This is a genomic window from Chryseobacterium nepalense, from assembly GCF_023195755.1.
Lineage (GTDB): Bacteria > Bacteroidota > Bacteroidia > Flavobacteriales > Weeksellaceae > Chryseobacterium > Chryseobacterium nepalense.
Genome location: NZ_CP096203.1, coordinates 1,523,777 through 1,545,661 on the forward strand (window position 1 = coordinate 1,523,777; position 21,885 = coordinate 1,545,661).

Annotated in this window: 19 protein-coding genes and 5 tRNA genes; 9 read left to right on the top strand and 15 right to left on the bottom strand. The window is 36.9% G+C overall.

Annotation, left to right across the window (positions count from 1 at the left end):
• Positions 1 to 46 precede the first annotated feature (46 nt).
• Entirely contained in the window at positions 47 to 1,735 is a 1,689-nt protein-coding gene (locus M0D58_RS06520) for a DEAD/DEAH box helicase (protein ID WP_248394428.1), read from the bottom strand.
• 240 nt (positions 1,736 to 1,975) lie between these two features.
• On the opposite strand from M0D58_RS06520, the gene M0D58_RS06525 reads away from it, so the two are divergent.
• The 3 genes from M0D58_RS06525 to M0D58_RS06535 all read left to right on the top strand — a co-directional run bounded on the left by M0D58_RS06525 (position 1,976) and on the right by M0D58_RS06535 (position 5,017).
• Positions 1,976 to 2,641: a DUF2461 domain-containing protein gene (locus tag M0D58_RS06525; RefSeq protein WP_248394430.1), complete on the top strand. Its 666-nt coding sequence runs from the start codon at positions 1,976 to 1,978 to the stop codon at positions 2,639 to 2,641.
• Between the two features lie 100 nt (positions 2,642 to 2,741).
• The gene (locus tag M0D58_RS06530) at positions 2,742 to 3,536 is read left to right on the top strand and encodes an FkbM family methyltransferase (RefSeq protein WP_248394431.1); all 795 of its coding nucleotides are present in this window, start codon (positions 2,742 to 2,744) and stop codon (positions 3,534 to 3,536) included.
• Positions 3,537 to 3,538: 2 nt separating this feature from the next.
• Entirely contained in the window at positions 3,539 to 5,017 is a 1,479-nt protein-coding gene (locus M0D58_RS06535) for a lipopolysaccharide biosynthesis protein (RefSeq protein ID WP_248394433.1), read from the top strand.
• Here M0D58_RS06535 and M0D58_RS06540 read toward each other — a convergent pair.
• From M0D58_RS06540 to M0D58_RS06555, 4 genes are all read right to left on the bottom strand, one after another.
• Entirely contained in the window at positions 5,010 to 6,077 is a 1,068-nt protein-coding gene (locus tag M0D58_RS06540) for a hypothetical protein (RefSeq protein ID WP_248394434.1), read from the bottom strand. The genes M0D58_RS06535 and M0D58_RS06540 overlap by 8 nt on opposite strands.
• A gap of 68 nt (positions 6,078 to 6,145) precedes the next feature.
• The gene (locus M0D58_RS06545) at positions 6,146 to 7,000 is read right to left on the bottom strand and encodes a glycosyltransferase family 2 protein (protein WP_248394436.1); all 855 of its coding nucleotides are present in this window, start codon (positions 6,998 to 7,000) and stop codon (positions 6,146 to 6,148) included.
• A gap of 91 nt (positions 7,001 to 7,091) precedes the next feature.
• Positions 7,092 to 8,492, bottom strand: a complete 1,401-nt coding sequence (gene aspA / locus M0D58_RS06550) for an aspartate ammonia-lyase (RefSeq protein WP_248394438.1) — start codon at positions 8,490 to 8,492, stop codon at positions 7,092 to 7,094.
• A 98-nt stretch (positions 8,493 to 8,590) separates the two neighbouring features.
• Positions 8,591 to 9,616 (bottom strand): N-acetylmuramoyl-L-alanine amidase, encoded by a 1,026-nt coding sequence (locus M0D58_RS06555; protein ID WP_248394439.1) that lies wholly within the window; start codon positions 9,614 to 9,616, stop codon positions 8,591 to 8,593.
• A 138-nt stretch (positions 9,617 to 9,754) separates the two neighbouring features.
• On the opposite strand from M0D58_RS06555, the gene M0D58_RS06560 reads away from it, so the two are divergent.
• The 4 genes from M0D58_RS06560 to M0D58_RS06575 all read left to right on the top strand — a co-directional run bounded on the left by M0D58_RS06560 (position 9,755) and on the right by M0D58_RS06575 (position 10,236).
• Positions 9,755 to 9,839: transfer RNA gene (locus M0D58_RS06560), tRNA-Ser, on the top strand.
• 19 nt (positions 9,840 to 9,858) lie between these two features.
• Positions 9,859 to 9,933 (top strand) — tRNA-Pro (locus M0D58_RS06565).
• A 46-nt stretch (positions 9,934 to 9,979) separates the two neighbouring features.
• A tRNA-Arg gene (locus M0D58_RS06570) sits at positions 9,980 to 10,053 on the top strand.
• Between the two features lie 96 nt (positions 10,054 to 10,149).
• The gene (locus tag M0D58_RS06575; protein ID WP_248394958.1) at positions 10,150 to 10,236 is read left to right on the top strand and encodes a GIY-YIG nuclease family protein; all 87 of its coding nucleotides are present in this window, start codon (positions 10,150 to 10,152) and stop codon (positions 10,234 to 10,236) included.
• Positions 10,237 to 10,465: 229 nt separating this feature from the next.
• On the opposite strand, the gene M0D58_RS06580 is transcribed toward M0D58_RS06575, so the two are convergent.
• Positions 10,466 to 10,834, bottom strand: a complete 369-nt coding sequence (locus tag M0D58_RS06580) for a hypothetical protein (protein ID WP_248394441.1) — start codon at positions 10,832 to 10,834, stop codon at positions 10,466 to 10,468.
• A gap of 151 nt (positions 10,835 to 10,985) precedes the next feature.
• Here M0D58_RS06580 and M0D58_RS06585 point away from each other — a divergent pair.
• Together M0D58_RS06585 and M0D58_RS06590 are read left to right on the top strand one after the other, a co-directional pair.
• Positions 10,986 to 11,060: transfer RNA gene (locus M0D58_RS06585), tRNA-Pro, on the top strand.
• Between the two features lie 17 nt (positions 11,061 to 11,077).
• A tRNA-Arg gene (locus tag M0D58_RS06590) sits at positions 11,078 to 11,151 on the top strand.
• A gap of 51 nt (positions 11,152 to 11,202) precedes the next feature.
• On the opposite strand, the gene M0D58_RS06595 is transcribed toward M0D58_RS06590, so the two are convergent.
• The 9 genes from M0D58_RS06595 to M0D58_RS06635 all read right to left on the bottom strand — a co-directional run bounded on the left by M0D58_RS06595 (position 11,203) and on the right by M0D58_RS06635 (position 21,623).
• Entirely contained in the window at positions 11,203 to 11,703 is a 501-nt protein-coding gene (locus M0D58_RS06595; RefSeq protein ID WP_248394444.1) for a hypothetical protein, read from the bottom strand.
• Between the two features lie 6 nt (positions 11,704 to 11,709).
• Entirely contained in the window at positions 11,710 to 12,168 is a 459-nt protein-coding gene (locus M0D58_RS06600) for an SMI1/KNR4 family protein (RefSeq protein ID WP_248394446.1), read from the bottom strand.
• Positions 12,169 to 12,489 carry a hypothetical protein gene (locus M0D58_RS06605; protein WP_248394449.1) on the bottom strand — a complete coding sequence of 107 codons (321 nt, stop codon included), beginning with the start codon at positions 12,487 to 12,489 and terminating at the stop codon, positions 12,169 to 12,171. It abuts the gene before it with no gap.
• 61 nt (positions 12,490 to 12,550) lie between these two features.
• Positions 12,551 to 13,396, bottom strand: a complete 846-nt coding sequence (locus M0D58_RS06610) for an SH3 domain-containing protein (protein ID WP_248394452.1) — start codon at positions 13,394 to 13,396, stop codon at positions 12,551 to 12,553.
• A gap of 18 nt (positions 13,397 to 13,414) precedes the next feature.
• The gene (gene prmA, locus M0D58_RS06615; RefSeq protein ID WP_248394455.1) at positions 13,415 to 14,242 is read right to left on the bottom strand and encodes a 50S ribosomal protein L11 methyltransferase; all 828 of its coding nucleotides are present in this window, start codon (positions 14,240 to 14,242) and stop codon (positions 13,415 to 13,417) included.
• Between the two features lie 333 nt (positions 14,243 to 14,575).
• Positions 14,576 to 15,289, bottom strand: a complete 714-nt coding sequence (locus tag M0D58_RS06620; RefSeq protein ID WP_248394457.1) for a 3-ketoacyl-ACP reductase — start codon at positions 15,287 to 15,289, stop codon at positions 14,576 to 14,578.
• 220 nt (positions 15,290 to 15,509) lie between these two features.
• Positions 15,510 to 17,093 (bottom strand): calcineurin-like phosphoesterase C-terminal domain-containing protein, encoded by a 1,584-nt coding sequence (locus M0D58_RS06625; RefSeq protein WP_248394458.1) that lies wholly within the window; start codon positions 17,091 to 17,093, stop codon positions 15,510 to 15,512.
• An 88-nt stretch (positions 17,094 to 17,181) separates the two neighbouring features.
• The gene (locus M0D58_RS06630) at positions 17,182 to 18,636 is read right to left on the bottom strand and encodes a SusD/RagB family nutrient-binding outer membrane lipoprotein (protein WP_248394461.1); all 1,455 of its coding nucleotides are present in this window, start codon (positions 18,634 to 18,636) and stop codon (positions 17,182 to 17,184) included.
• Positions 18,637 to 18,647: 11 nt separating this feature from the next.
• Entirely contained in the window at positions 18,648 to 21,623 is a 2,976-nt protein-coding gene (locus tag M0D58_RS06635; protein ID WP_248394464.1) for a SusC/RagA family TonB-linked outer membrane protein, read from the bottom strand.
• Positions 21,624 to 21,885 lie beyond the last annotated feature (262 nt).

A 21,885-nucleotide genomic window follows, 5' to 3' on the forward strand; every position in this document is an offset into this window, starting at 1 on the left:
TAAAAAAACCGGCCATGCAGCCGGTTTTCAGTATGTTTTAAGGAGTTTAGTTGGCTACTTCAGCCCTCATTTCCTTTCCTTTGAATTTCATGGATCCGATGTTGCTCAAAACATTGTCTTTGAATGATTTTTCAACTTCGAAGAATGAGAATTTCTCAAGAATTTCGATATCCCCGATTTCAGCTCTTTTCTTGCTTTTTCCGGAAGTCGCTTTGTTGATAATATCCAATACATCCAATTTCTTCAGCTGATCTTTTTTACCCAGATTAAAGAAGAATCTTACCATATCTTCATTTTTTCTTCTTGGTTTTCCGCTACGCTCGCTTCTTTCGCCTCTGTCACGATCTCTTCCTCTGTCTCTGTCGCGGTCTCTTCTGTCCCTTCTGGAGCCTCCGTCATCATCTCTGCTGCTCAGTTTCTGATCAATAAGATCATGTCTGTCTTTATAATACATTGCAAGATCTTTCAGCTGAAACTGAAGGAGTTTGTGAGCAAGTTCTTCTTTTGTGAATGCCGATAAATCGGGAATCAGGGAGTCATCAAATTCAAAGAAATCTTCGTGAATTTCAAAAAGACTTTCAAAAACACCTCCCACCTGAGCCTTGATAATATCTTCTCCGGTAGGAATTTTACCTTCTTGCATTTCAATTTTAGTCACCGATTTAATCTGCTTCAGCTTTCTGCTTTCTTCAGGCTTGATCAGGGCAATAGAAATACCGTCTTTTCCTGCTCTACCCGTTCTTCCGCTTCGGTGAACGAAAACTTCAGGATCATCCGGAAGAGAATAATGGATAACGTGAGTCAGGGAATTTACGTCTAATCCTCTTGCGGCAACGTCTGTAGCCACAAGAATATCGATATTTTTAAGCCTGAATTTCTTCATTACCGTATCTCTCTGTGCCTGCGAAAGATCACCGTGAAGCGCATCTGCGGCGTATCCGTTCTGCATAAGGAAATCTGCAACCTCCTGGGTTTCCATTCTCGTTCTGCAGAAAATAATAGAATACTGATTCGGATTGGAATCGATAAGACGCTTTAAAGCTTCTTTTTTCTGGCGATAACCGATCACATAATATTCATGCTTGATGTTTTTCTTAACCTCATTGATAGAACCTACAGAAATTCTGTGCGGTTTTGTGAGGTAGCTTTTAGAAATTCTTTCCACTTCCTTGCTCATTGTTGCCGAGAAAAGGAAAGTTTGTTTCGTCTCAGGAGTTTCACTCAAAATTGTTTCCAACTCATCTTTGAAACCCATTGAAAGCATCTCATCTGCTTCATCCAGCACAAGCCAGTGAATCGCAGAAAAATCCAGTGCTTTTCTGTTAATAAGGTCAATTACTCTTCCCGGAGTTCCCACAATAATCTGCGGTTTGTCCTTAAGAGATCTGATCTGATCCATAATACTGCTTCCACCATAAACGGCTGTCGTTTTGATGTCTTTCATGTATTTGGAGTAGTTTTTAATGTCTTTCGTAATCTGAAGACATAATTCCCGTGTCGGACAAAGGACCAATAATTGGATTTTGCGACTCGTATCGTCAATCATATCCAAAATCGGAAGCGAAAACGCTGCTGTTTTGCCTGTCCCTGTCTGCGCAAGTGCGATCAAGTCGCGAATATCTGAAAGAATAAAAGGGATAGTCTGTTTTTGGATTTCTGTCGGGCTTTCGTAACCCAGTTCGCCAATAGCCTTAAGAATATCAGGACTTAAATTGGTTTCCGTAAATAAATTCATTAAATATTTTAAAATTTTTGCAAAGATACAATTATTATTTGAATTACATTTTAACTATTATTACAGAAACAATAATTTAATATTTAAAAGTGATAATGCTTTTATAATTTCCGCAGAAAAACTGCCATATTTTTAATTTTAATTTAAATAACATTTATGATATGGACTCTGTCGTAGGCAGGAAAAATGTATTTCCGGTATTGCCCGAATTTGATTAATTTTGGTTGAAAATAAAAAAATATGCCAGCAGCAGTTTCACCAAAAGTTTTTGATTTTTTAAGACAACTTGCCGAAAATAACAACCGTGAATGGTTTACAGAGAATAAAAATCTCTATACCGAATCTCAGGAAAATATTGTAGCATTTCTTGAAGACCTGATTGCAGAGATGTCTGAATTTGATTCTGAGTTGGGAAAAATTGATGCTAAAAAATCCCTGTTCAGAATTTACAGGGACACTCGTTTTTCAAAAGATAAAACACCTTATAAAACCAACATCGGCGCATCTCTTGGAATGGGGAAAGGCAGCCAGAAAGGCGGATATTATCTGCACCTGGAGCCGGGAAAATCTTTTATTGCCGGAGGAATCTACATGCCGGAATCTTCAGTTCTGAAAACCTTGAGAAAAGAAATTTCACTGTATGGAAAGGAATTTTTAAACATTTTAAACAATAAAGAATTTAAAAAATATTTTCCGGAGCTGGATCAGGATGACAAACTGAAAAAAGTGCCGCAGGGATTTGAAAAAGAAGATCCTATGGCTGAGTACCTGAAACTGAAAAGCTTCATCGTAGTATATAATCTTTCGGATAAGGAAATTTCGGATAAAAGCGCTTCAAAAAACCTGGCAAAAATCTTTAAAGTGATGAAGCCCCTGAATGATTTTCTGAATGCACCCTTTTTATAGTTTTAAATTATATTCGTTGATAGCCAGAGACTTATAATTTGACTGTTTTAACATTAATTTAACATTTTTGCGTATATTTGCTCGTGTCAAAAGCAAAAGCATGTCTATATACCAAAGAATTGCTGAAAATCTGCAATATATAAGTCCCGGTTTTTACAAGAAAAGATTTTTTAAAAATTTAAACAATCTCAGTAAAGATAATTTCTCTGCAAGAAACGTAGAACCCGAATTGGTATGGATTAAAGAATTTCTCCCTAAAAAAGCCGTTATTTTTGATATAGGTGCCAATGTAGGCACATTTTTATACCAGCTGGAAAATAAGCTGGATCATGAACAGATCTATGCTTTTGAACCCAATAAAAAATTGTACAGAAGGCTTAAAAGACTATTTCCGCAAATGCGCATTTTTCCGTTGGCTCTTTCGGATGAAAACACGACAGCCGAATTTAAAGTACCCATAATCAACGGTAAAACAATTGCTTCCAGGGGAACCCTAAACACCTCTTACAAAGAAAAAGGTGAGGAAAGAAGCTATACCGAAAAGGTAAAGGTTATACGTCTTGATGACTGGGCTGCCATTGAAAGTATTCACAGGCTGGATTTTATCAAAATAGATGTTGAGGGGAATGAAATGAAAACACTTTACGGAGCCCGTGAAGTAATCTGTAAGTTTTTGCCGGTACTGATGGTGGAAATGGAGCAAAGACACCATGACCTCCCGATCTGGAAAGAAATCTCTGAAGTAGAATCCTGGGGTTATGATGCCCATTATCTTAACAGAAATACTTTCGGGCTGGAAAAATTATCGGAAGACATTCTACTGAAAAATATAAGCGACGAAAAAAATAAAAAAGAATACATCAACAACATTATCTTTATTCCTAAAAGTCAATAAAAATGAGTGTAGTTGCGAGACAAGGGTTTAAGTATTCTATTATTGGCTATGTAGGTTTTCTCCTGGGTACCGTTTCCGCGATTTTCATTTTCCCAAATGATTTTGAATTTTACGGAAAACTGAGATACAGCATGCAGACCGCAGAGATGCTGGTTCCTTTCGTAGTTTTCGGGATTTCATATGCGAATGTGAAATTTTTTCACAGCGTGCAGCAAGACGGAAAAAACCAGAATATGCTTTCCCTGTCACTGCTTATCATCTTCATCAATTTCCTGATTTTCTGCGGAGTATTTTTTATACTTCCCTATTTTTATCCTCAGTTTTTAAAGACTCAGGCGTGGAACATCAAAGGAATTATTCTTCCTTTGATTTTGGTTTTGTCGCTGTGTGCCCTATTCAATAAATACACATCCAACTATAAAAGAATTGTTGTTTCCAATATTTTTGACAATCTTTTTCCTAAAATTGCCAACCTCGGTGCATTCTGTCTTTTTTTTTACTTTGCATTTTCGCAGAAGACGGCATTGGCATTTTTCTTCGGAATTTTTGCGCTGATGCTGTTCGGTTATATTTACTATACGAACAAACTGGATAAAATCAACTTCGACTTCAGTACCGATTATTTTAAAAAAGACGGGTTCTGGAAGGAGTTTATGAATTATAGTTTTTTCGGTTTTCTGGGGACTTTCGGGAATTATCTTGCGATCAACAGTTTTATGATCGGCGAATATATGGGAATGGAGGAAAACGGGATTTATTCTACATTGTATGCATTGATTTCCCTCATTTCGATTCCGCAGCTGGGATTATTTAATATTTCAGCCCCGATAATCAGTAAAAATCTTGCAGACGGAGATATGGAAGGACTGGATAAGTTTCATAAGAAAACTTCGCTCACCCTCTATTTTTTAGGTGCCGTTTTGTTTTCCTGCATTATGGTAGGATTCCCTTATCTGACTTATTTTATGCCTAAAAACGGGGTTTTGCTGAGAGAATACGAACCGGTAGTCTGGATCTGGGGATCAGCAGTGTTAATTGACCTTGCCACAGGTTTTAACGGAAATATTATTTCACTTTCAAAATACTACAAATTCAATATTCTCGTAATGCTGCTGCTTGCAGGCCTCACTATTTTCCTGAATTTATATTTCCTGAAAAATACGGATTTGAAACTGATCGGTATTGCGTTATCAACAGCCATCTCGCTGATTACCTACAATGTAGTGAAGATCGTATTTAATTATTTTGTATTTAAAGTTTCCCCACTTACTATTGAAATGATTTTCGTCTCAATTATCTGCACACTGGCCATAACCGTGGCAATTGTCCTTCCGAATTTCAGCAACAATTTCATCAATCTGGTTTACAAACCTGCTGTGGTCCTGCTTTTGATTTTCATCGGAAATTATTTCACGAAGGTTTTTCCGATTGAAGATTATTTAAACAAAAACTTTATTAAAAGTATCTTTAAATTCAAGTAGCCATTAAACTGTTCAAAAGATTTTCGAGCTTTTGTCTGACTGCTTTTTTGTTGTATTCCTTCTGAAAATCGAATTTCAGATCTTTAAGCTCTTCAAACTGCTGGGTGAGATCAGATTGTTCCGGAAGAATAAAATCCAGCGACGATTGATAATTCTTTGGGAATACAGCAAGCTTCCCGAATTTTATGGAATCCCCAATATTTCCGGTCATCTTTGTTTTTCCATATATTTCTTTCTGGCTGAAAAACTCTGTTTCCTCCTGAATCGGACACCACAAAACATCTGCTTTCCGCATCCAATTCTCAAAATTTTCCGGCGGAACCCTCTCCGAAAAATAAGTAATGTTAACATGCTGTAAAGAATGTTGCAGATCAGTAAGCTGCTTCAGTACAGCATGATCAGCCTTACCTAGAAAAACAAATTCTATCAGTACTTTCTTAAAATCGGGATGATGATATAAGTCTTCAATTTTTTTTATTTCTGAAAATACTTTTTTATAATCCCTTCTTTTTTGAGAAACACCGCCCGGAATAACAACTGTAAGAATTTCATTCTGAGCTTTTTCTGAATATTTTGTATAAAAAATAGGTAAAAAACTAAAGCATTCTGAAATCAATGCTTCATCCAGAACCAAAAGTTTTCTGGCTTTCCGGTAAATTTTTGAAGAACCCAGTAATCCTTCTTTCCATAAAAGTTTTAACCGGTAAATTCTATCTTTTTTGAATATACTTTTAAGAAGACTGAAATTTGAAGTCCTGATAAAGTTGATATTGTGAACAATAACTGCCGTATTATATTTTTCGGCAATCGTGAAAAATGTATTGAAATACCGATGAACAGTTCCGATAAGAACAAGGTCATACTTTTTTAACGTCAACTGATCCAAGATCATGGAACTGTCTGAGAGAAATATGTTTTCCCCATTTTCAGCAACGTGATCTTTAACCCTTTTTGAAAAATAATAGTCCACTGAAAAAGAACCCGTTTCATTCATAATATCCATGAAAGACTGGGCAATTTCAGCGTGGGTATCAATTTCTATGTAAGCAATTCTTTTCAAGTTTTAAATTTAAACTAAGAGTATTTCTTGTTTATTTGTTAAAGGTAAAGATATTATGTGAATGCAAATTACATTTTCAGCCATTTTCTTTTAAGCATTTCCCAACGTTGCCGGTTGATGATTTCCCGCTCATTCTCAGATATTTTTAATTCCAGTTTACGATTACGACAGTTTTCATAAGAGCCGATAATTTTAAAAAAGAAAGATATTGATCTGCTTTTCACCGCTTCTTTACAAGATGCCACATATGCCAGAAATCTGTTTAATCCTAAAAAATAGAAATATTTACCGTAATATTCGGCTGGTTTAATGGTATAATCTGCTCCTTTTACTTTAATTAAACGAACGTGCAGCTCCGGAATAACGACTTCTTTCCATCCTAGATTCTGAAGAAGGATTGCATCAATATTATCCCAACCTAAAGTTTCCCTGATGCCATTCATCTGCATAAAACTTTCTTTTCGGTAGGCTTTTACTGGTCCCCGTACATGATGTTTATTAGAATTTCCTTCATATACCCAATCTCCGTTTTTCTCAATATATAAAAGGCCGCCAACAAGTCCGTAATCAGGATGTTTCTTAAACGTTGCTCCGATTTTTTCAAGGTAATTTTCAGGAAATATGACATCAGAATCAAATTTACAAATGACGTCAAAAGCATCTACGTCCTGAGTTTCAAGTCCTTTTTTAAAAGCATAAACCACCTTTGATCCGGGCTGATGTAAAGATTTCTGCAGATCCACGGTTTCAAACCTGACATCCAGATCAGTGTATTTCCTGATTACTTCCGCCGTATTATCCGTAGAACCGTCGTTTACGATTACTGTTTTAAAGTCCTTAAAGCTTTGCCGCTGTAAAGAATCCAGTGTGAAAGAAAGATTATTCTCTTCGTTATGCGCAGGAATTATAATTAAAAACCTCACGTTAATGTATAAATGATGAATGATAAGTGATAAGGAAACCAATAAGACAGACTATCTTCAATACGCTTTATCACTTATCAATTGTTGTTTATTATTTGTTATGCGGCTTCAGCATGTTTCTCGGATCAAGGATTTCATCCAACTTTTCCTGGGAAAGAATGCCTTTCTCCAATACGAGATTATAAACACTTTTTCCGGTTTCCAGCGCTTCTTTTGCAATTTCCGTAGAATGTTTGTAGCCTATGTATGGATTCAGTGCGGTTACAATTCCGATGCTGTGTTTTACCATATTGAGGCACACTTCACGGTTTGCCGTAATTCCTACGACACATTTTTCACGAAGCGTATCCAAGGCATTACAAAGAAAATGAATATTTTCCATAATAGCGTGTGAAAGTACCGGTTCCATTACATTAAGCTGTAGCTGTCCTGCTTCCGCAGCAAACGTTACGGTAAGATCATTTCCGAACACTTTAAAGCACACCTGATTCACAACTTCCGGAATTACCGGATTTACTTTGCCGGGCATAATAGAAGATCCGGGTTGCATCGGCGGAAGATTAATCTCAAAAAGTCCGGCCCTTGGCCCTGAAGAAAGCAGCCTCAAATCATTACAGATTTTTGAAAGCTTTACGGCAAGCCGCTTCATTGCAGACGAATAAATAACGTACGATCCTGTATCCGGTGTTGCTTCTACCAAATCGGGCGCTGAAACTACCGGGAAACCCGTAATTTGAGCGAGGTTTTTTGCACATAATGTGGCATAACCGACCGGAGCATTTAATCCTGTTCCGATAGCAGTAGCTCCCATATTCACCTCCACGAAAAGGTCGGCATTGTTATTTAATTTTGAAATATCTTCTTCCAGAGTTGCGGCAAATGCTTCAAATTCCTGTCCCAGTGTCATTGGAACAGCATCCTGAAGCTGTGTACGTCCCATTTTAATAACATCATGGAATTCTTTCCCTTTTTCCCTGAATGCCTCAACAATTTTTCCAAGCTTTTCAACAAGAATTGCATTCATCTGCAGCAATCCCATTTTGATAGCGGTTGGATAAGCATCGTTGGTTGACTGCGAAAGATTAACATGATCATTCGGCGAACAAAACTGATACTCTCCTTTATTTTTTCCTAATTTTTCTAAAACCCGGTTGGCAATAACTTCATTGGCGTTCATATTGATGGACGTGCCTGCCCCACCCTGGATCATATCCACAGGAAACTGTTCGTGGAGCTCCCCATTGATAATTTCATCACAAACTTCAGCGATACTGAAGTACAATTTTTCATCAAGAAGCCCAAGCTCATAATTCGTTTTTGCAGCTGCTTTCTTTACGTAAGCCAAACCTCTGATGAACTGAGGATAAGAAGACAGCAGCTGTCCTGAAATTTTAAAATTATTAATGGCTCTCTGCGTCTGTACTCCATAATAAGCATTGATCGGGACGTTTAATTCCCCCAATAGATCGCTTTCTTTTCTGAAATTTTCCATAATTTATAATTGATATAACAATTTATCAATGTAACAGTGTACCAATATAGTAATAGAATTTAGACATTGTTATTTTGATAAATTGCTACATTGTACATTTATTTTAACGGATATTTTAATACTAAAGCCTGTAATATTGCATATGTTTCAGGATCCATGATTCCGTCATAATTCTGCGGTCTGAAGTGATACTGGAAAGCTTCTATTGTTTTCTTGGTAGCATCATCCCATTTTCCGCTCAGATCCAGCGCGTACCCGAATTTCTGTAACTGTGTCTGAACATTAAAAATAAATGTTGAATCATTATATTTCGATGGGAAATCCGTAGAAACGGCAAGGTCATAGTAATTTTGTTTAGCAGCATCATCATACCACATCCCGATCTGATATTCATCATACAATCTTTTCCACGGAAACAAAGGTCCCGGATCCTGTTTTCTTGTAGGTGCAATATCGGAGTGCGCAAGAATATTTGTTGCCGGAATCTGATATCGGGTTGCAATATCTTTTACCAAAGCGGCTACTTTTTTTATCTGTGCTTCATCAAAAGGAGCAAAAACTCTTTTTCCGGAAGCGTCGGTTATATATCCTGTATTTACGATTTCAATCCCGATTGAAGTATCGTTAAGGTTTTTATCCGTTCTCCATGCACTTATTCCGGCGTGATAAGCACGTTTATTTTCGTCTACCAACTGGTAAATTTCATTATCTCCTGTATTGTTTACAAGATAATGTGCACTCACGGCCTGCTGTGTAAGGACAGTAATAGATTTATCATCCGGCAATGCCGTGTAGTGAAGGATAAGATATCTTTGTCTGAAATTCTGTGCAATGGCCGGAAAATAGTCTTTTACCACTTTATAGCCGACAGGTTTTGCAGAAACAATGGATCCGTAACTTGCGGTATTATCATTTTTTGTTGCATCGGCGATATTGGTTGTGAAAAAATCGACACCATGCTCTGTGGAAACCTTTGGTTTTGGCTTCTCATCCGTTGTTTTAGCAGTCGTTTTCGGCTGTACTGACGGGGTTTTCGGGATATACTGCCTTTTTTTTGCATTTCGTTGTGAAGTACAGGAAAAAACAGCAACGCTTAATCCGATGATATATAATGTTTTACGCATTTGTTTATTTTTTTTACCAGTTTATTACCTCAAAAATACGCAAATATTTCTTGAAAAATATTTGGTAAATAAAGAAATCTATTCTATATTTGCACTCGCAATAAAGGAACAACGATCATTAAAAAACGAAGATAAACAGGAGGGTTGCCGGAGTGGTTAACGGAGCAGTTTGCTAAACTGTCGACGCGAAAGTGTCGCAAGGGTTCGAATCCCTTACCCTCCGCTTTTCTATATATCTTTTTCGGGGCGTAGCGTAGTCCGGTCATCGCGCCTGGTTTGGGACCAGGAGGTCGCAGGTTCGAATCCTGCCGCCCCGACTTTTTTAAATGCTTAAGGATCATTAAGCAAGAATCAACTTTTAATGGGTGCGTAGCTCAGCTGGATAGAGCATCTGCCTTCTAAGCAGACGGTCAAAGGTTCGAATCCTTTCGCGCTCACAGAAACCTCATAGCTTTTGTTATGAGGTTTTTTGTTATATTAGCTCCATTTGTTATTGCTACATACTCTTTTTTCAATCGCTAAATAAATATTATATAGGGCATTCTTGTGGAGACTTACAAGAAAGATTACGAAAACATCTTTCCAATCATAGAGGATTTACTTCTAAAGTAAAAGACTAGATTATTGTTTACATTGAAAATTATGATTCTAAAATACAAGCGTATCAAAGAGAACGAGAAATAAAATCATGGAAAAGCAAATTTAAAATTAAAAAACTTATTGAAAGCTCAGCCGGATAGAGCATCCCGATTATCGAGACGTTCAAAGGTTCGAATCCTTTCGCGCTCACAGAAACCTCATAGCTTTTGTTATGAGGTTTTTTGTTATAAATTCTTGATCTTTATTTAATTAGTTGCAAGTTTGAAATCCTGTAATGCTGAATACTGATGTAACAAAATTATAATCTACATCTATTCTCAGGCATTTTTTATCATTACTGATGTTAACAGCTTTATTCTGAAAGAAATATACATAATCTCTCCTTACCTCTAATTTGCAATTATGCATACCCATTTTAAGTAATTCATGCTGCAGATTTTCGCCGATATTTTCAAGTCCGTGTGTATAAAAATTGATATTAGAATGATGTTCTAAATATTGCAAGTTTTCTGGTTCTATTTCCGAAAATGCAGTGCTAAGCTTTTTCTCGATATAATAATTAAAAGCGACTGAAATTATTATTAATGAAAATAATAAAAGTAAAATTTTTTTGATCATAAGTTTTTATAAAACAATGATTATTAATCGGGTAAATTTAATTAAATATTATTGTTAAAAAATTATTAGCGTTTTATTTTTATAATTCAAAAAAAGTATCTATATTTGCACCCACAAAAAACAAGGTAATTCTTGTTAAAGATGACCTCTTCGGGGCGTAGCGTAGTCCGGTCATCGCGCCTGGTTTGGGACCAGGAGGTCGCAGGTTCGAATCCTGCCGCCCCGACTTAAATTTTATTTTTAGGGTGCGTAGCTCAGCTGGATAGAGCATCTGCCTTCTAAGCAGACGGTCAAAGGTTCGAATCCTTTCGCGCTCACAGAACCTTACAACTTTGTTGTGAGGTTTTTTGTTTATACCTAAAATGACATCACCCAAACCCGGAACTCCATTGCCAATCGTTCAACATGATTTCATTAATAATAAAATCATCTGGATAATTATTAAATCCATCTTTTTGTTTAAGAAACTCAACAACATTCTTTGCCATTTTTTCATCAGAAAATACCTCTATTTCTCTTTCATCATCCAAAAATGTATGAATTGTATAAATATGACTTACCTTAAAAACCGTCTTTAACTTCAGTTTTTTAATTATTTGGCCATAATCAGGAATATAATCATCTTCCGGCAAATAATCTCTTCCTATTTCACCTACAACTTCTGTAAAGCCGTTTTGCCAATGTATTTTATTTAATCCAACTTTTTTCAAATAGAAATCATTCGGGTAATCTGAAAACCCATTAAAAAGCAACAATCTCTGCTTTTCCTTTTCCGCTTCGTCAGGATCGTCAAAATATCCTAAAAACTTACTATCACGGTGAGATTCGTCTGTATAAATATGCTCAAGAGCATAAACAAAATAGTCCATATTAGTTTAAATATAAATTTCTTCCGGTCTGTTTAAATATAAATCCACAAACTCTGTAAAATTATTAGCTATAAGTCTAAAATTCTCTCCACAAAGAATAAAAACGCTGGTTTCAGACGAAAGATTTTGATGCAATTTAATTCCAAAAGCGTAAAGATTAAATTCATATGCTCCAAAAACGAAAACATTTTCCATTCCGGTAAAATTTAATTTGCTATAATCCGGAATTCCTTTCCAATTAATTAATTCCTCATGAATTTTCTTGGTACGATGAATGCTGTAAAATTCGTACAGATTATTCAGGGTTTCATTTCCGCTACCGTTTATATCTAAATAGTAATCCTGTAAATCCTTTGGAACTTCAACATTATATTTCTTTTGAAATATTTTGATTTCCTCAATATTAGAAGGAGTAACATTTACACTATTTTCCACGAAATTCTTTTTCAATAATTCTAATTTCATTTAAAACCACAAATTGATAAAATACTCAGCAAAAATTTTTAATCCCCATTCTACTTTTTCATTAACTTCTTTAAGCTCTAAATGTTCAAAATTTTCGGGATAAACATGATATTCAAAAGGAATGATCATCTCGCTCAGTAACTCATTCCAATATTTCTCTTTTTCCTCAAAAGGAGTATCTTTAGAAAAGTGTTCAATATTGGAAAAATCCGGTATTGATGGTGCATTTTTACCATCCACTTTATCTTTAAACTCTTTCAATCTTGGATAAATAAAATCTGAAAGTGTATATTTCAAATCATAAAGCTCTGCTTTTGTCATCATTATAAAATTAAAACCACCGTAAATATACAGTGGTTTTCATATTTATTATTAAAAATTTTTATTTCAACTTATAAGAACTTCTATTCCACAGATAAGTTTTTAAAGCTTTTTTCTTCTTTTCGCGATCTTTGTCGTCCTTTTCCATTTCTTCCATTTTTAAAATAAACGCATTGGGAATTCCACCTTTATCGTTCGGGAAAATAAATTCTTCGGAATGATAATAAACATCAGCATCTCCTACATTCATTAATTGTGGAAGAGCAATCAGTTTTTTATCTTTAAATAAAACATACTGATCATAACCTGCAATTCCGCAAGCCTCGCCAGAAACGGTTGCTTTTAAGGTTAATTCCACGTTTTGAAGTTTGTGGTTACTTTCAATCGTAAACGTTCCGTAACTTAAACTTTCACCGGAACCCGTTTCAAAAGAAACCTCATCAATTAAAGCATTTCCTTCTACAACCTTTACGGCTGCAATATTTTGTTGAACAGTAATTTCAGGATATTGCTTATCTTTTTTATTGATCGTTTTCGTTAAGCCAAAAAGAAAATCATAGCCGTTTTTATTCCGATATCCCACTGCTAAATTTCCGCCCCAAACGTAACCTTCCGCAGTTTTACCACTTTTCTGATATGATATTTTGTACCAATTGGCTCTTCTTTCGCCCAATTTCAGGATCGTTTCATCTTTTTTAAGGATTAAAACCTGCCAGTTCGTCTGTAAAGAATCTAAAATCTGAGCATTAACGTTGGGAGATTGCCGGATTCTCGTCCCATCGGTAAATATTTTCTGTGTTTTGTTTTCTTCAAACTGAAAAACTCCGTTTGCATAATCATAATCACCTTCCTGCGCAGAAAAAATCTGAACAGTGAATAGAAATAAAATTGGGAGTAAGGTTTTCATATTAATATTTTGCGGTGTTTATTTTTCAAGCAATAAACTTACCCATTCTTCGCGCTGAAGCTGTTTTTTAAGCTCTAAACCGTTTTCTCTGCAAACCTCCAGAATGTCATCCACATCAAAGAAACACAATCCGGAAAGCAGCAGTTTTCCGCCTTCATTCAATACCGAAACATACGTCGGGATATCTGAAATTAGGATATTCCTGTTAATATTCGCCAAAATAATATCGTAATGTTCTTTACCTAAATTTTCAGCCGTTCCCAGTTCTATATCCAGTTCCACATTATTTCTTAATGCATTTTCTTTGGAGTTTTCAACGGACCATTCGTCGATATCAATAGCTTTTGTATCTCCCGCTCCGATCTGTTTTGCATAAATAGCCAGAACCGAAGTTCCGCATCCCATATCCAGAACTTTCTTATCCTTGAAATCCATATCCATCATCTGCTGAATCATGAGATGTGTTGTTGGATGATGCCCCGTTCCGAAAGACATTTTCGGCTGGATAACAATTTCATGCATTCCCGCGACTGATTTGTGAAATTCTGCACGGATCAGCACTTTATCATCAATATTGATAGGCTCAAAGTTTTTCTCCCATTCTTCATTCCAGTTGATATTCGGCATTTCTTTGAAGGTATACTCGATTTTTACCTCCTCATTCTGAAAAAGCGGAAGCGTTTTTAAATCTTCTTCTTTAAATAAATCTTTTTGAATATATCCCAAAATACCGTCTATTTCTTCTGTGAAGCTGTCGAAACCGATTTCAATAAGCTCTGCCATTAATATTTCATTCCAGGGCTGAAGCGGAGAAATTTTGAAATTAAATTCTAAATAATTTTGCATGTGAATAATTTGTTGCAAAAATAAAGAATTAACAGTAAAATCTTCGCTGTTAGTATTAGCAATGTCACACTGAGCCTTTCGAAGTGTTTTTAACGCAAAGAGCACAAAGTTTTCTTTAAAATTATTGAACATATTTTTCGTTCGCAAAGACGTTTCACTCAGCAAAGATTGATCATTTGTCATTGCGAGGAGAAGCCATTTTTTTTGAGATTGCTTCGTTGTTTCTCTCCTCACAATGACAATTATGCATAAAAAAAACGAACCTAAGTCCGCTCTTGTTGATTATGTTTCATGTCTAAAAACATTAGACTCTGAACATTAAACTTAAACCGTTTAAGGATTTGTAGAGAAAATTGAGGCATTTGCAATCAATGCTCTTCTGTTCATTTTTAAAATATCTCTTACCCATTCTGCAAAATCTTCCGGCTGAAGTACTTTTTCAGGGTTTCCGTCCGTAAGACCTCCCTGAATCGACATATCCGAAGCAATCGTACTTGGCGTAAGGGTGATTACTCTGATATTCTGTTTTCTCCATTCTGCCATCATGGACTGTGAAAGGGAAACAACCGCTGCTTTTGAAGCTGCATAAGCTGACATATTCGGTCCGCCTTTTAAACCCGCAGTTGATGCGACGTTAATAATATCGCCCTCTCCTTTCAACTTCATAAAAGGATGTACTGCTTTTGCTGCATAATACACTCCGAAAAGATTGGTTTTAATAACCTGTTCCCAGGTTTCGGAAGGCATATCCTCAATGGAACCGAAGTCACCGATTCCTGCATTGTTGATCAGGATATCGATTCCTCCCAACTGTTCTGCCAATGATTCGATACCTGCTTTTAAATGAATTTCGTTGTCGATGCTGAAGACAGCATATCCCGCGTTTACTCCAAATTTACGGATTTCATCGACCGTCATTTTCAGGTTTTCTTCGTTTCTTCCTGTAATTCCGATATGTACTCCTTCTGCGGCCAAAGCAAGTGCAACTGCTTTACCCAGACCTCTTCCTCCACCGGTAATGATGGCATTTTTTCCGTTGATATTCATTTTTTTTAGAATTTATTTTATTCGCTGATGCAAATTTACGAAAGATGATTTGGAAAGAGAACTATAAAGTGTTATTGTGATCATTGATATAATGAATGTTTCATATTAAATTTTATAAGATTATAAACTTTGAAGATTAGATTAAGGTTAAGATTATTTAAAAAAATAAAACCGACCCAAAGCGGGCCGGTTTCTTTGAAAGTATAGTAATAAATGAAAATTAAGGTATAAGAATCTGATTTTGAACTTCAAATTCTTCTGAAGCTGAGAACTGATTTCCATACATATCCGTAGCTCTTACCTCAACCTTATGTTTTCCCAGCGAGAGTTTTTTAGAAAAATCTCCCGTCCAGATATGTTTTGATATTTCGGGGTTTGAAGGCCTTCTTCCCGGGAAAAGATTCTTCGTAGTATCCCATTTGAAAACCGACATCGCAAAACTTGGATCCACCGTTTCGTCGTACTGCATTTCTTCCCACCTTTCTCCGTCTATTCTGTATTCCACTTTATCTTTTTTGCTTCCCATAAAGAAATTGGCCAATACTTTTGCGGATGTTTTTGAAGGAAAAGGAATGACTTTAGGAACATATAAATTGATCTGATAATCTTCCGGCTTACCTGCAGTTTTATATTTAACCTTGTATTCATTATCGTTAAAGCTGATGAAAGAATAGCCTTTCGCCGTTCCGTCTCTCATGGTAGAAGTCGGCAGTCCGAGATCGTCTGATGTACCGGACCACCAGTCGCCGCAGGTAGTTCCTACATTATATTCGTGGAGGTCTTTAGAACCATTCCATCCTGCTTCTTTTCCATAGAAAAGCTGCTGCTGAATATGAGTATGAGCCGATAAAATCAACGCATTTTTAAATGGTGCTAAAAAGTCAAACAATTTCTGACGATCAGAATTCCTGAAGTTATCTTCATTTTTGTGTTCTAACGGAATATGGAAAGAAACAACGATAAGTTTGTTTTTATCCACAAGTTTAAGATCATTTTCGATGAATTTCATCTGATCTTCACGGAAGCCACCCCAGTATCCTTTTCCATCTCTAGGATCCGGATACAGGATATCATCCAGGATAATGAAGTGAACATTTCCGTAGTTAAATGAGTAATTCGCCGGTCCGAAATTAGATTCGAAAGTTTCATCAGAAAGCAAATCTTCTTTGGCTTCATAATTCATATCATGGTTCCCCATCACATTATACCAAGGTAATCCTACCTCCTTCATTACATCGGCATAAGGTTTCTGCAGACTGAGGTTATCTCCTACCAAATCTCCGAGACTGATTCCCAGAACTGCATTCTTCTTGGTATTTTTCACTTCGTTTACAATGGCTCTTTTAAAATAATCCAATTGCTTTTCAGTGTAAGGCTGCGGATCTCCGAAAACCAGGATATCAAAATTTTTGCTTTCGTTTTGTTTGTTCAGTGCAAAATTGATCTCTTTCGGAAGTTCTCCTGTTGGCGCAGATCCTTTGTATTTAAAATCTGCAGGTGAACCTTTCGGTTTGTACTGATAATAATATTGGGGTAAGTTATTCCCGTTTACCGGCGTCATATATCCTGAAGGCTTGATTACAAAAACCGACTGCCCTTCCTGGATGGGAAGACTGTATCTTCCGTTTTTATCTGTAAGAATTACTTGGATTCCGTTTGAAACAGCTACTCCTTCAATCCCTTTTTCTCTGTTTTCTTTTTTCTGATTTCTGTTGCTGTCTTCATATACATACCCCGAAACAGAAGCCTGTGAAAAAGCCATTGCTGAAATAAGCAGACACGGCATTAAAAATTTTATATTCATTGTATTAATATTTAATTAAGTTTTGGCTTAAGCCAATTTGACTATTTTTCTAGTAAGTAAGCTAAATCCCGATCTTTATTGATGAGTGTTAAGGTTTATTCCACCATACTTTTACATTGATATTATCACCGCCCATCTGCTGAACCGCCGACTGGTAATTTGTAGTATTTAATATTCTCGGATTTGGCGGGTACATCAACCTTGAAGGCATAACGCCGTTATTAAGCAACCCTCCGTTGTTCGGAAGTACAGGGAAGCCTGTTCTTCTTTTTTCAAACCACTGTTGCTGATCTACAAAGAACAGGGCAACATATTTCTGCAGCATGATTCTTTCTAAAGTCCCATTGTAAGCTACATTTGTATTAGCAAAATAATTGGCAGGCACAGTTGCTCCCCACTGTTCAATCGCTGCTTTTACTCCATTCTCGTAATAGGTTTGTGCATTTCCGGGAATAACTCCTTTAAAAGCCAGTTCGGCAAGAGTAAACTGCAACTCGGCATACGGATATATCAAAATATTCAGCGGTGCTTTCGCAAGGTTCTGGTTCATATTGGAAGGCTGATAATCGAAAGCTGTCCCGTAAGCATATCCTGACGGCGCACCTTTATACCCGATGTTTGCATTTCCGGGAATACTTTTAGCCTGTCCGAAAAACATGGCCATTCTGGGGTCATTGTTTGCTTTCAGGGTTTCAACAAAAAATGCTGAAGCTGCTCTACCGGTGGTAAAATCCTGCGGTCTGGTAATCGGAGGAAGAACCGGCGCAACACCTGTCACATTTATTTTTGCCGTTTCATTATTATTTTGAAAAACGGGATATTTAACAGGATCACTGATAATTTCCTGAATCCTCTCATTGACATTTACCTCACCATTTTTGCTTAAAATCCTTGTTAACAGACGCAATGAAAGAGAATTACAGAATTTCTTCCAGTTTACAATTCCGTTGGCATCGCTTTCCGCCTTGTAGAAAATATCAGGACCGGTAAGCGGTTTTGTGGTAACGAAAAGTGAATTTGCCGTTTTTAGCTCGTCCAGCAGTTTTACATAAATATCTTTCTGCTTATCAAACTTTGGCTGTGAATTGCCTTCATCCTGGTTGGAAGCTTCGGAAAACGGAACATCACCATACGTATCCGTAAGATTAGAATAGATCCAGGCATTAAGAACCATTGCAATGGCAACGTAATTCGGATCATTATCTTTTTCAGCAGCCATTCTCATGTCTTTTACCTGTTTAAGCCATTTATAGCTATTGTTCCAGAAGCCTGCTCCCGTATTTTCGGTAATATTATATCTGCTGAGCGTATTTCCTTCATTCGGAAAGTCCAGGGAGACCTGCATCAGATCGAATGTAAAATCATTAGCTCTCATATAATTAACAGCTGCCATATTATATTCAACAGGAACGAGTAATTTTGAGGCTGCAGGTTCGCTGATCCTGCTGTTGTCTGTGTTTACTTCATCAAGGCTTCTGCTGCACGCTACCGGAACAGAACCGATGGCTGCAATTAATAATGTATTTACAAGTAATTTTTTCATGTTTTCAGATTTTAAAATTTAACATTAAGCTGAACACCTACCGTTCTTGCTGTCGGCAATTGTCCCATTTCTACACCCGGAGTGATCTGATTATCATTCAATGTTGCGGCTTCAGGATCAAACAGTGGGAATTTCGTCCACATCCACAGGTTTCTTCCGAAAACCGCGAGGGTAAGCTCGGTTATTTTGAGCTGATCGGTAACATTTTTAGAGAAGGTGTAAGCAATTCTTGCGTCTCTAAGTTTGATGAAAGAAGTATCGAAAGTATTCGTCTCAACATTGGCTCTTCTGTAATAATCGGCGTAATAAGACGACAATAAAATTGGTTTTGTATTCGGAGAGAATGATCCGTCTGCGTTCTGCACTACACCTTCACCCACAATCATTCCTCCCGGATTTTCCCTTCCGAATAAAGTGTGTTCCAACTTCCCTTGTTCTGTCATTTTGTGGTGCGACTGAGAATAAGCCATTCCTTTATACTGTCCGTCAAATGAGAAACTTACGGTAATTCCTTTATATCTGAATTCATTCTGGATTCCTGCCCTCCATTTCGGATAAGCATTTCCAATTTTCTTCATCTGTGTAGGTTTCGCGGTAAGACCATCCGTTGCATTATAAATAACCTGTCCGTCCGGAGCATACATGAGTCCGTAACCATACATATCTCCCAGTGAGCCGCCTACGAAAGCATTAAAGTAAACTACTCCGCCAACGCTTCCCATGGTATAAGGTTCCCCATTGAACTCTTCAGGCAGCGAAAGAATTTTGTTCCTGTTCATAGACCAGTTGGCATTAATGCTCCATGAGAATTTTTTATTTTTTACAGCAAAAGCATTCAGTGTCATTTCAAGACCTCTGTTTCTTACTTCACCGGCGTTGATTACTTTAGTGCTGTATCCTGTTTCCCATAAAGTAGGAATCCTGATAATCTGGTCTTTAGAATTGTTCTGATACGCTGTAATGGTATAATTAATTCTGTTTTTAAGAATTGTAAAATCCATCCCGCCTTCAATATTGGTGATCATATTCGGTCTAAGGTTTGGATTAGGGTATAAGGACGGAGACTCCACAGATCCTACGAAATCACTGTTGTTGTAGTATTTGATAAGCTGATAAGGATCCGTATCATTACCCACTTTAGACCAGGATGCTCTTAATTTCCAGTAATTAAAATGATCTGAAGACAGATTAAAAATATCTGAAAGAATAAACGATGTTGCGGCCGACGGATAGAAATAAGAACGGTTTTCTTTCGGCAGCGTACTGCTCCAGTCATTTCTCGCGGTAAGATCCAAAAATATTTTGTTTTTGTAGCTTAGTGTTGCCAAAGCGTAGGCACTATTGACCTGCTTATCATTCGGTCTTGCGAATTTTGATATGTTTGAAATACCATTCGGCAGCGTATACACTCCAGGCTTCAGAAGACCTTCCGCGATATAATCATTCATTGTGTATTCCGTATAACGGATATTCCCACCGGCAGATGCACTAAAATCGAATTCACCGAATGAATTTCTGTAGGTGAATAAAATATCATTATTCAAATCCATCAATCTTATATGCTGTTCCCTATACATTCCCTGAAGATAGTTGGCAGAACTCCAAGGTCTTTTTTGGGTACGAAGCTCGTTGTTCAACTCCATTCCCGACCTCACCATTACGTCTAAGTTTTTGGTGATTTTATAGTTAAGATTTACATTTCCGGTAAGGAAATTTTTATCGACCCCATTCAGCATTTCATAAGCGATGAGGTACGGATTATCAATAAATGAGCTGAACGGATGGATCTGGTCAACCTGCTCTTTTCCACTTTTCCATATTGGTCTGTACCAGGAAAGATCAACATTTGGATTCTGGAAAATCATGAAATAAGAAATCGACTGATTGCTGTAACCGGTAGCCGGAAGATTGTCACTTTTTGTTTTATTGTAATTTACTTTGATTCCGATTTTTAATTTTTCACTCAGTTTATGGTCAACCGAAAAAGCGGCGTTGAACCTGTCGAAACCGGTGTTCGGCATCATCCATTCATTTTTTAAATAGGTTAAAGATGATCTGAATGATGTATTCTCATTGGATGCTTCTACCGAAATGTTATTTGAAAAGGTAGTTCCTGTTTCCCAAAACCCTTTGATATTATCTTTGTAAGGCTGCCAGAGTTTTCTTTCGGTACTTTGTCCTTCCAGATCAGGATCATACTGGAAGTAATACTGTCCTGCAAACTTTGGCCCGAACGCGCTGCTGGTAGAACCGGTGTTGATTCCGTCTGCAGATGCTCCGTAAGAATAGAAAAAATTTCCCTGCGTATCTTTCTGAAGCGTTCCCTGTCCATATTCGTACTGGTAATCCGGCCATTTCAGAACCGTATCGTAACTAGAATATGAATTTAAACTTACCTGAACTTTTCCTTTTTTGCTTTTCCCGGATTTTGTAGTGATCATGATGGCACCACCGGCACCTCTTGAGCCGTATAAAGCAGATGCTGTAGATCCTTTGAGAACAGTAATAGACTCGATATCATCAGGATTAATGGTATTGATCCCGTTTCCGTAATCAATAGGTAAATCTGCCTTGGCTCCCGCACCGTATGCCGAGAATCCTGTTCCTGTAGTATTATTGTTCAGAGGAACACCGTCTACTACGATCAGGGCATTGTTCTGATCAGGGTTCATAGAAATATCTCCTCTTAATTTGATAATGGAACTTCCCAGCGGTCCGGCTCCGGCTGTCTGTATTTTAAGACCTGCCACTTTACCTTCAAGTGCCTGCGACCAGTTGTTGTTCTGAGTTTTTAATATTTCTTCAGATTTAATAGTCTCCGCAACATATCCTAAAGATCTGTCCTGTCTTTTGATTCCCAATGCTGTTACGACAACTTCATCAATACTTTTAATCGTATCCCTTTTTGCATTTTCCTGGGCCATCACATTTACACTGACCAAACCTAATAATGATAATAGCAGTACTTTTTGTGTCTCTTTACGCATATCCTTTTTGTTTGCGCAAAATTAGTCCTACAATATGGTTAAGGTTTTAACTTCATTTTAACATTTATTAAAGAATTATTAAACTCTATATTAATTTATGTTTAACGAATATCTATACCAGTATGGTTCACAACTGTTTAAATTCATTAAGGATTTTTAATACCTTTTTTAGAAGACATATCCCTACCTTTATTGGCTTTTTCGGTGAAAACAAAACACACCACACAGGTACCACAAATAATAAATTATTGCGAAATAGTCC

Bases quoted from the DNA above. Each gene is read 5' to 3' on its own strand.
- M0D58_RS06600 (WP_248394446.1), bottom strand. From the start codon at position 12,168: ATGAAATTAGAATTATTGAAAAAGAATTTCGTGGAAAATAGTGTAAAT.
- M0D58_RS06525 (WP_248394430.1), top strand. From the start codon at position 1,976: ATGCCAGCAGCAGTTTCACCAAAAGTTTTTGATTTTTTAAGACAACTT.
- M0D58_RS06620 (WP_248394457.1), bottom strand. From the start codon at position 15,289: ATGAATATCAACGGAAAAAATGCCATCATTACCGGTGGAGGAAGAGGT.
- M0D58_RS06530 (WP_248394431.1), top strand. From the start codon at position 2,742: ATGTCTATATACCAAAGAATTGCTGAAAATCTGCAATATATAAGTCCC.
- M0D58_RS06625 (WP_248394458.1), bottom strand. From the start codon at position 17,093: ATGAATATAAAATTTTTAATGCCGTGTCTGCTTATTTCAGCAATGGCT.
- M0D58_RS06555 (WP_248394439.1), bottom strand. From the start codon at position 9,616: ATGCGTAAAACATTATATATCATCGGATTAAGCGTTGCTGTTTTTTCC.
- M0D58_RS06595 (WP_248394444.1), bottom strand. From the start codon at position 11,703: ATGGACTATTTTGTTTATGCTCTTGAGCATATTTATACAGACGAATCT.
- prmA (WP_248394455.1), bottom strand. From the start codon at position 14,242: ATGCAAAATTATTTAGAATTTAATTTCAAAATTTCTCCGCTTCAGCCC.
- M0D58_RS06580 (WP_248394441.1), bottom strand. From the start codon at position 10,834: ATGATCAAAAAAATTTTACTTTTATTATTTTCATTAATAATAATTTCA.
- aspA (WP_248394438.1), bottom strand. From the start codon at position 8,492: ATGGAAAATTTCAGAAAAGAAAGCGATCTATTGGGGGAATTAAACGTC.
- M0D58_RS06520 (WP_248394428.1), bottom strand. From the start codon at position 1,735: ATGAATTTATTTACGGAAACCAATTTAAGTCCTGATATTCTTAAGGCT.
- M0D58_RS06635 (WP_248394464.1), bottom strand. From the start codon at position 21,623: ATGCGTAAAGAGACACAAAAAGTACTGCTATTATCATTATTAGGTTTG.
- M0D58_RS06535 (WP_248394433.1), top strand. From the start codon at position 3,539: ATGAGTGTAGTTGCGAGACAAGGGTTTAAGTATTCTATTATTGGCTAT.
- M0D58_RS06605 (WP_248394449.1), bottom strand. From the start codon at position 12,489: ATGACAAAAGCAGAGCTTTATGATTTGAAATATACACTTTCAGATTTT.
- M0D58_RS06610 (WP_248394452.1), bottom strand. From the start codon at position 13,396: ATGAAAACCTTACTCCCAATTTTATTTCTATTCACTGTTCAGATTTTT.
- M0D58_RS06630 (WP_248394461.1), bottom strand. From the start codon at position 18,636: ATGAAAAAATTACTTGTAAATACATTATTAATTGCAGCCATCGGTTCT.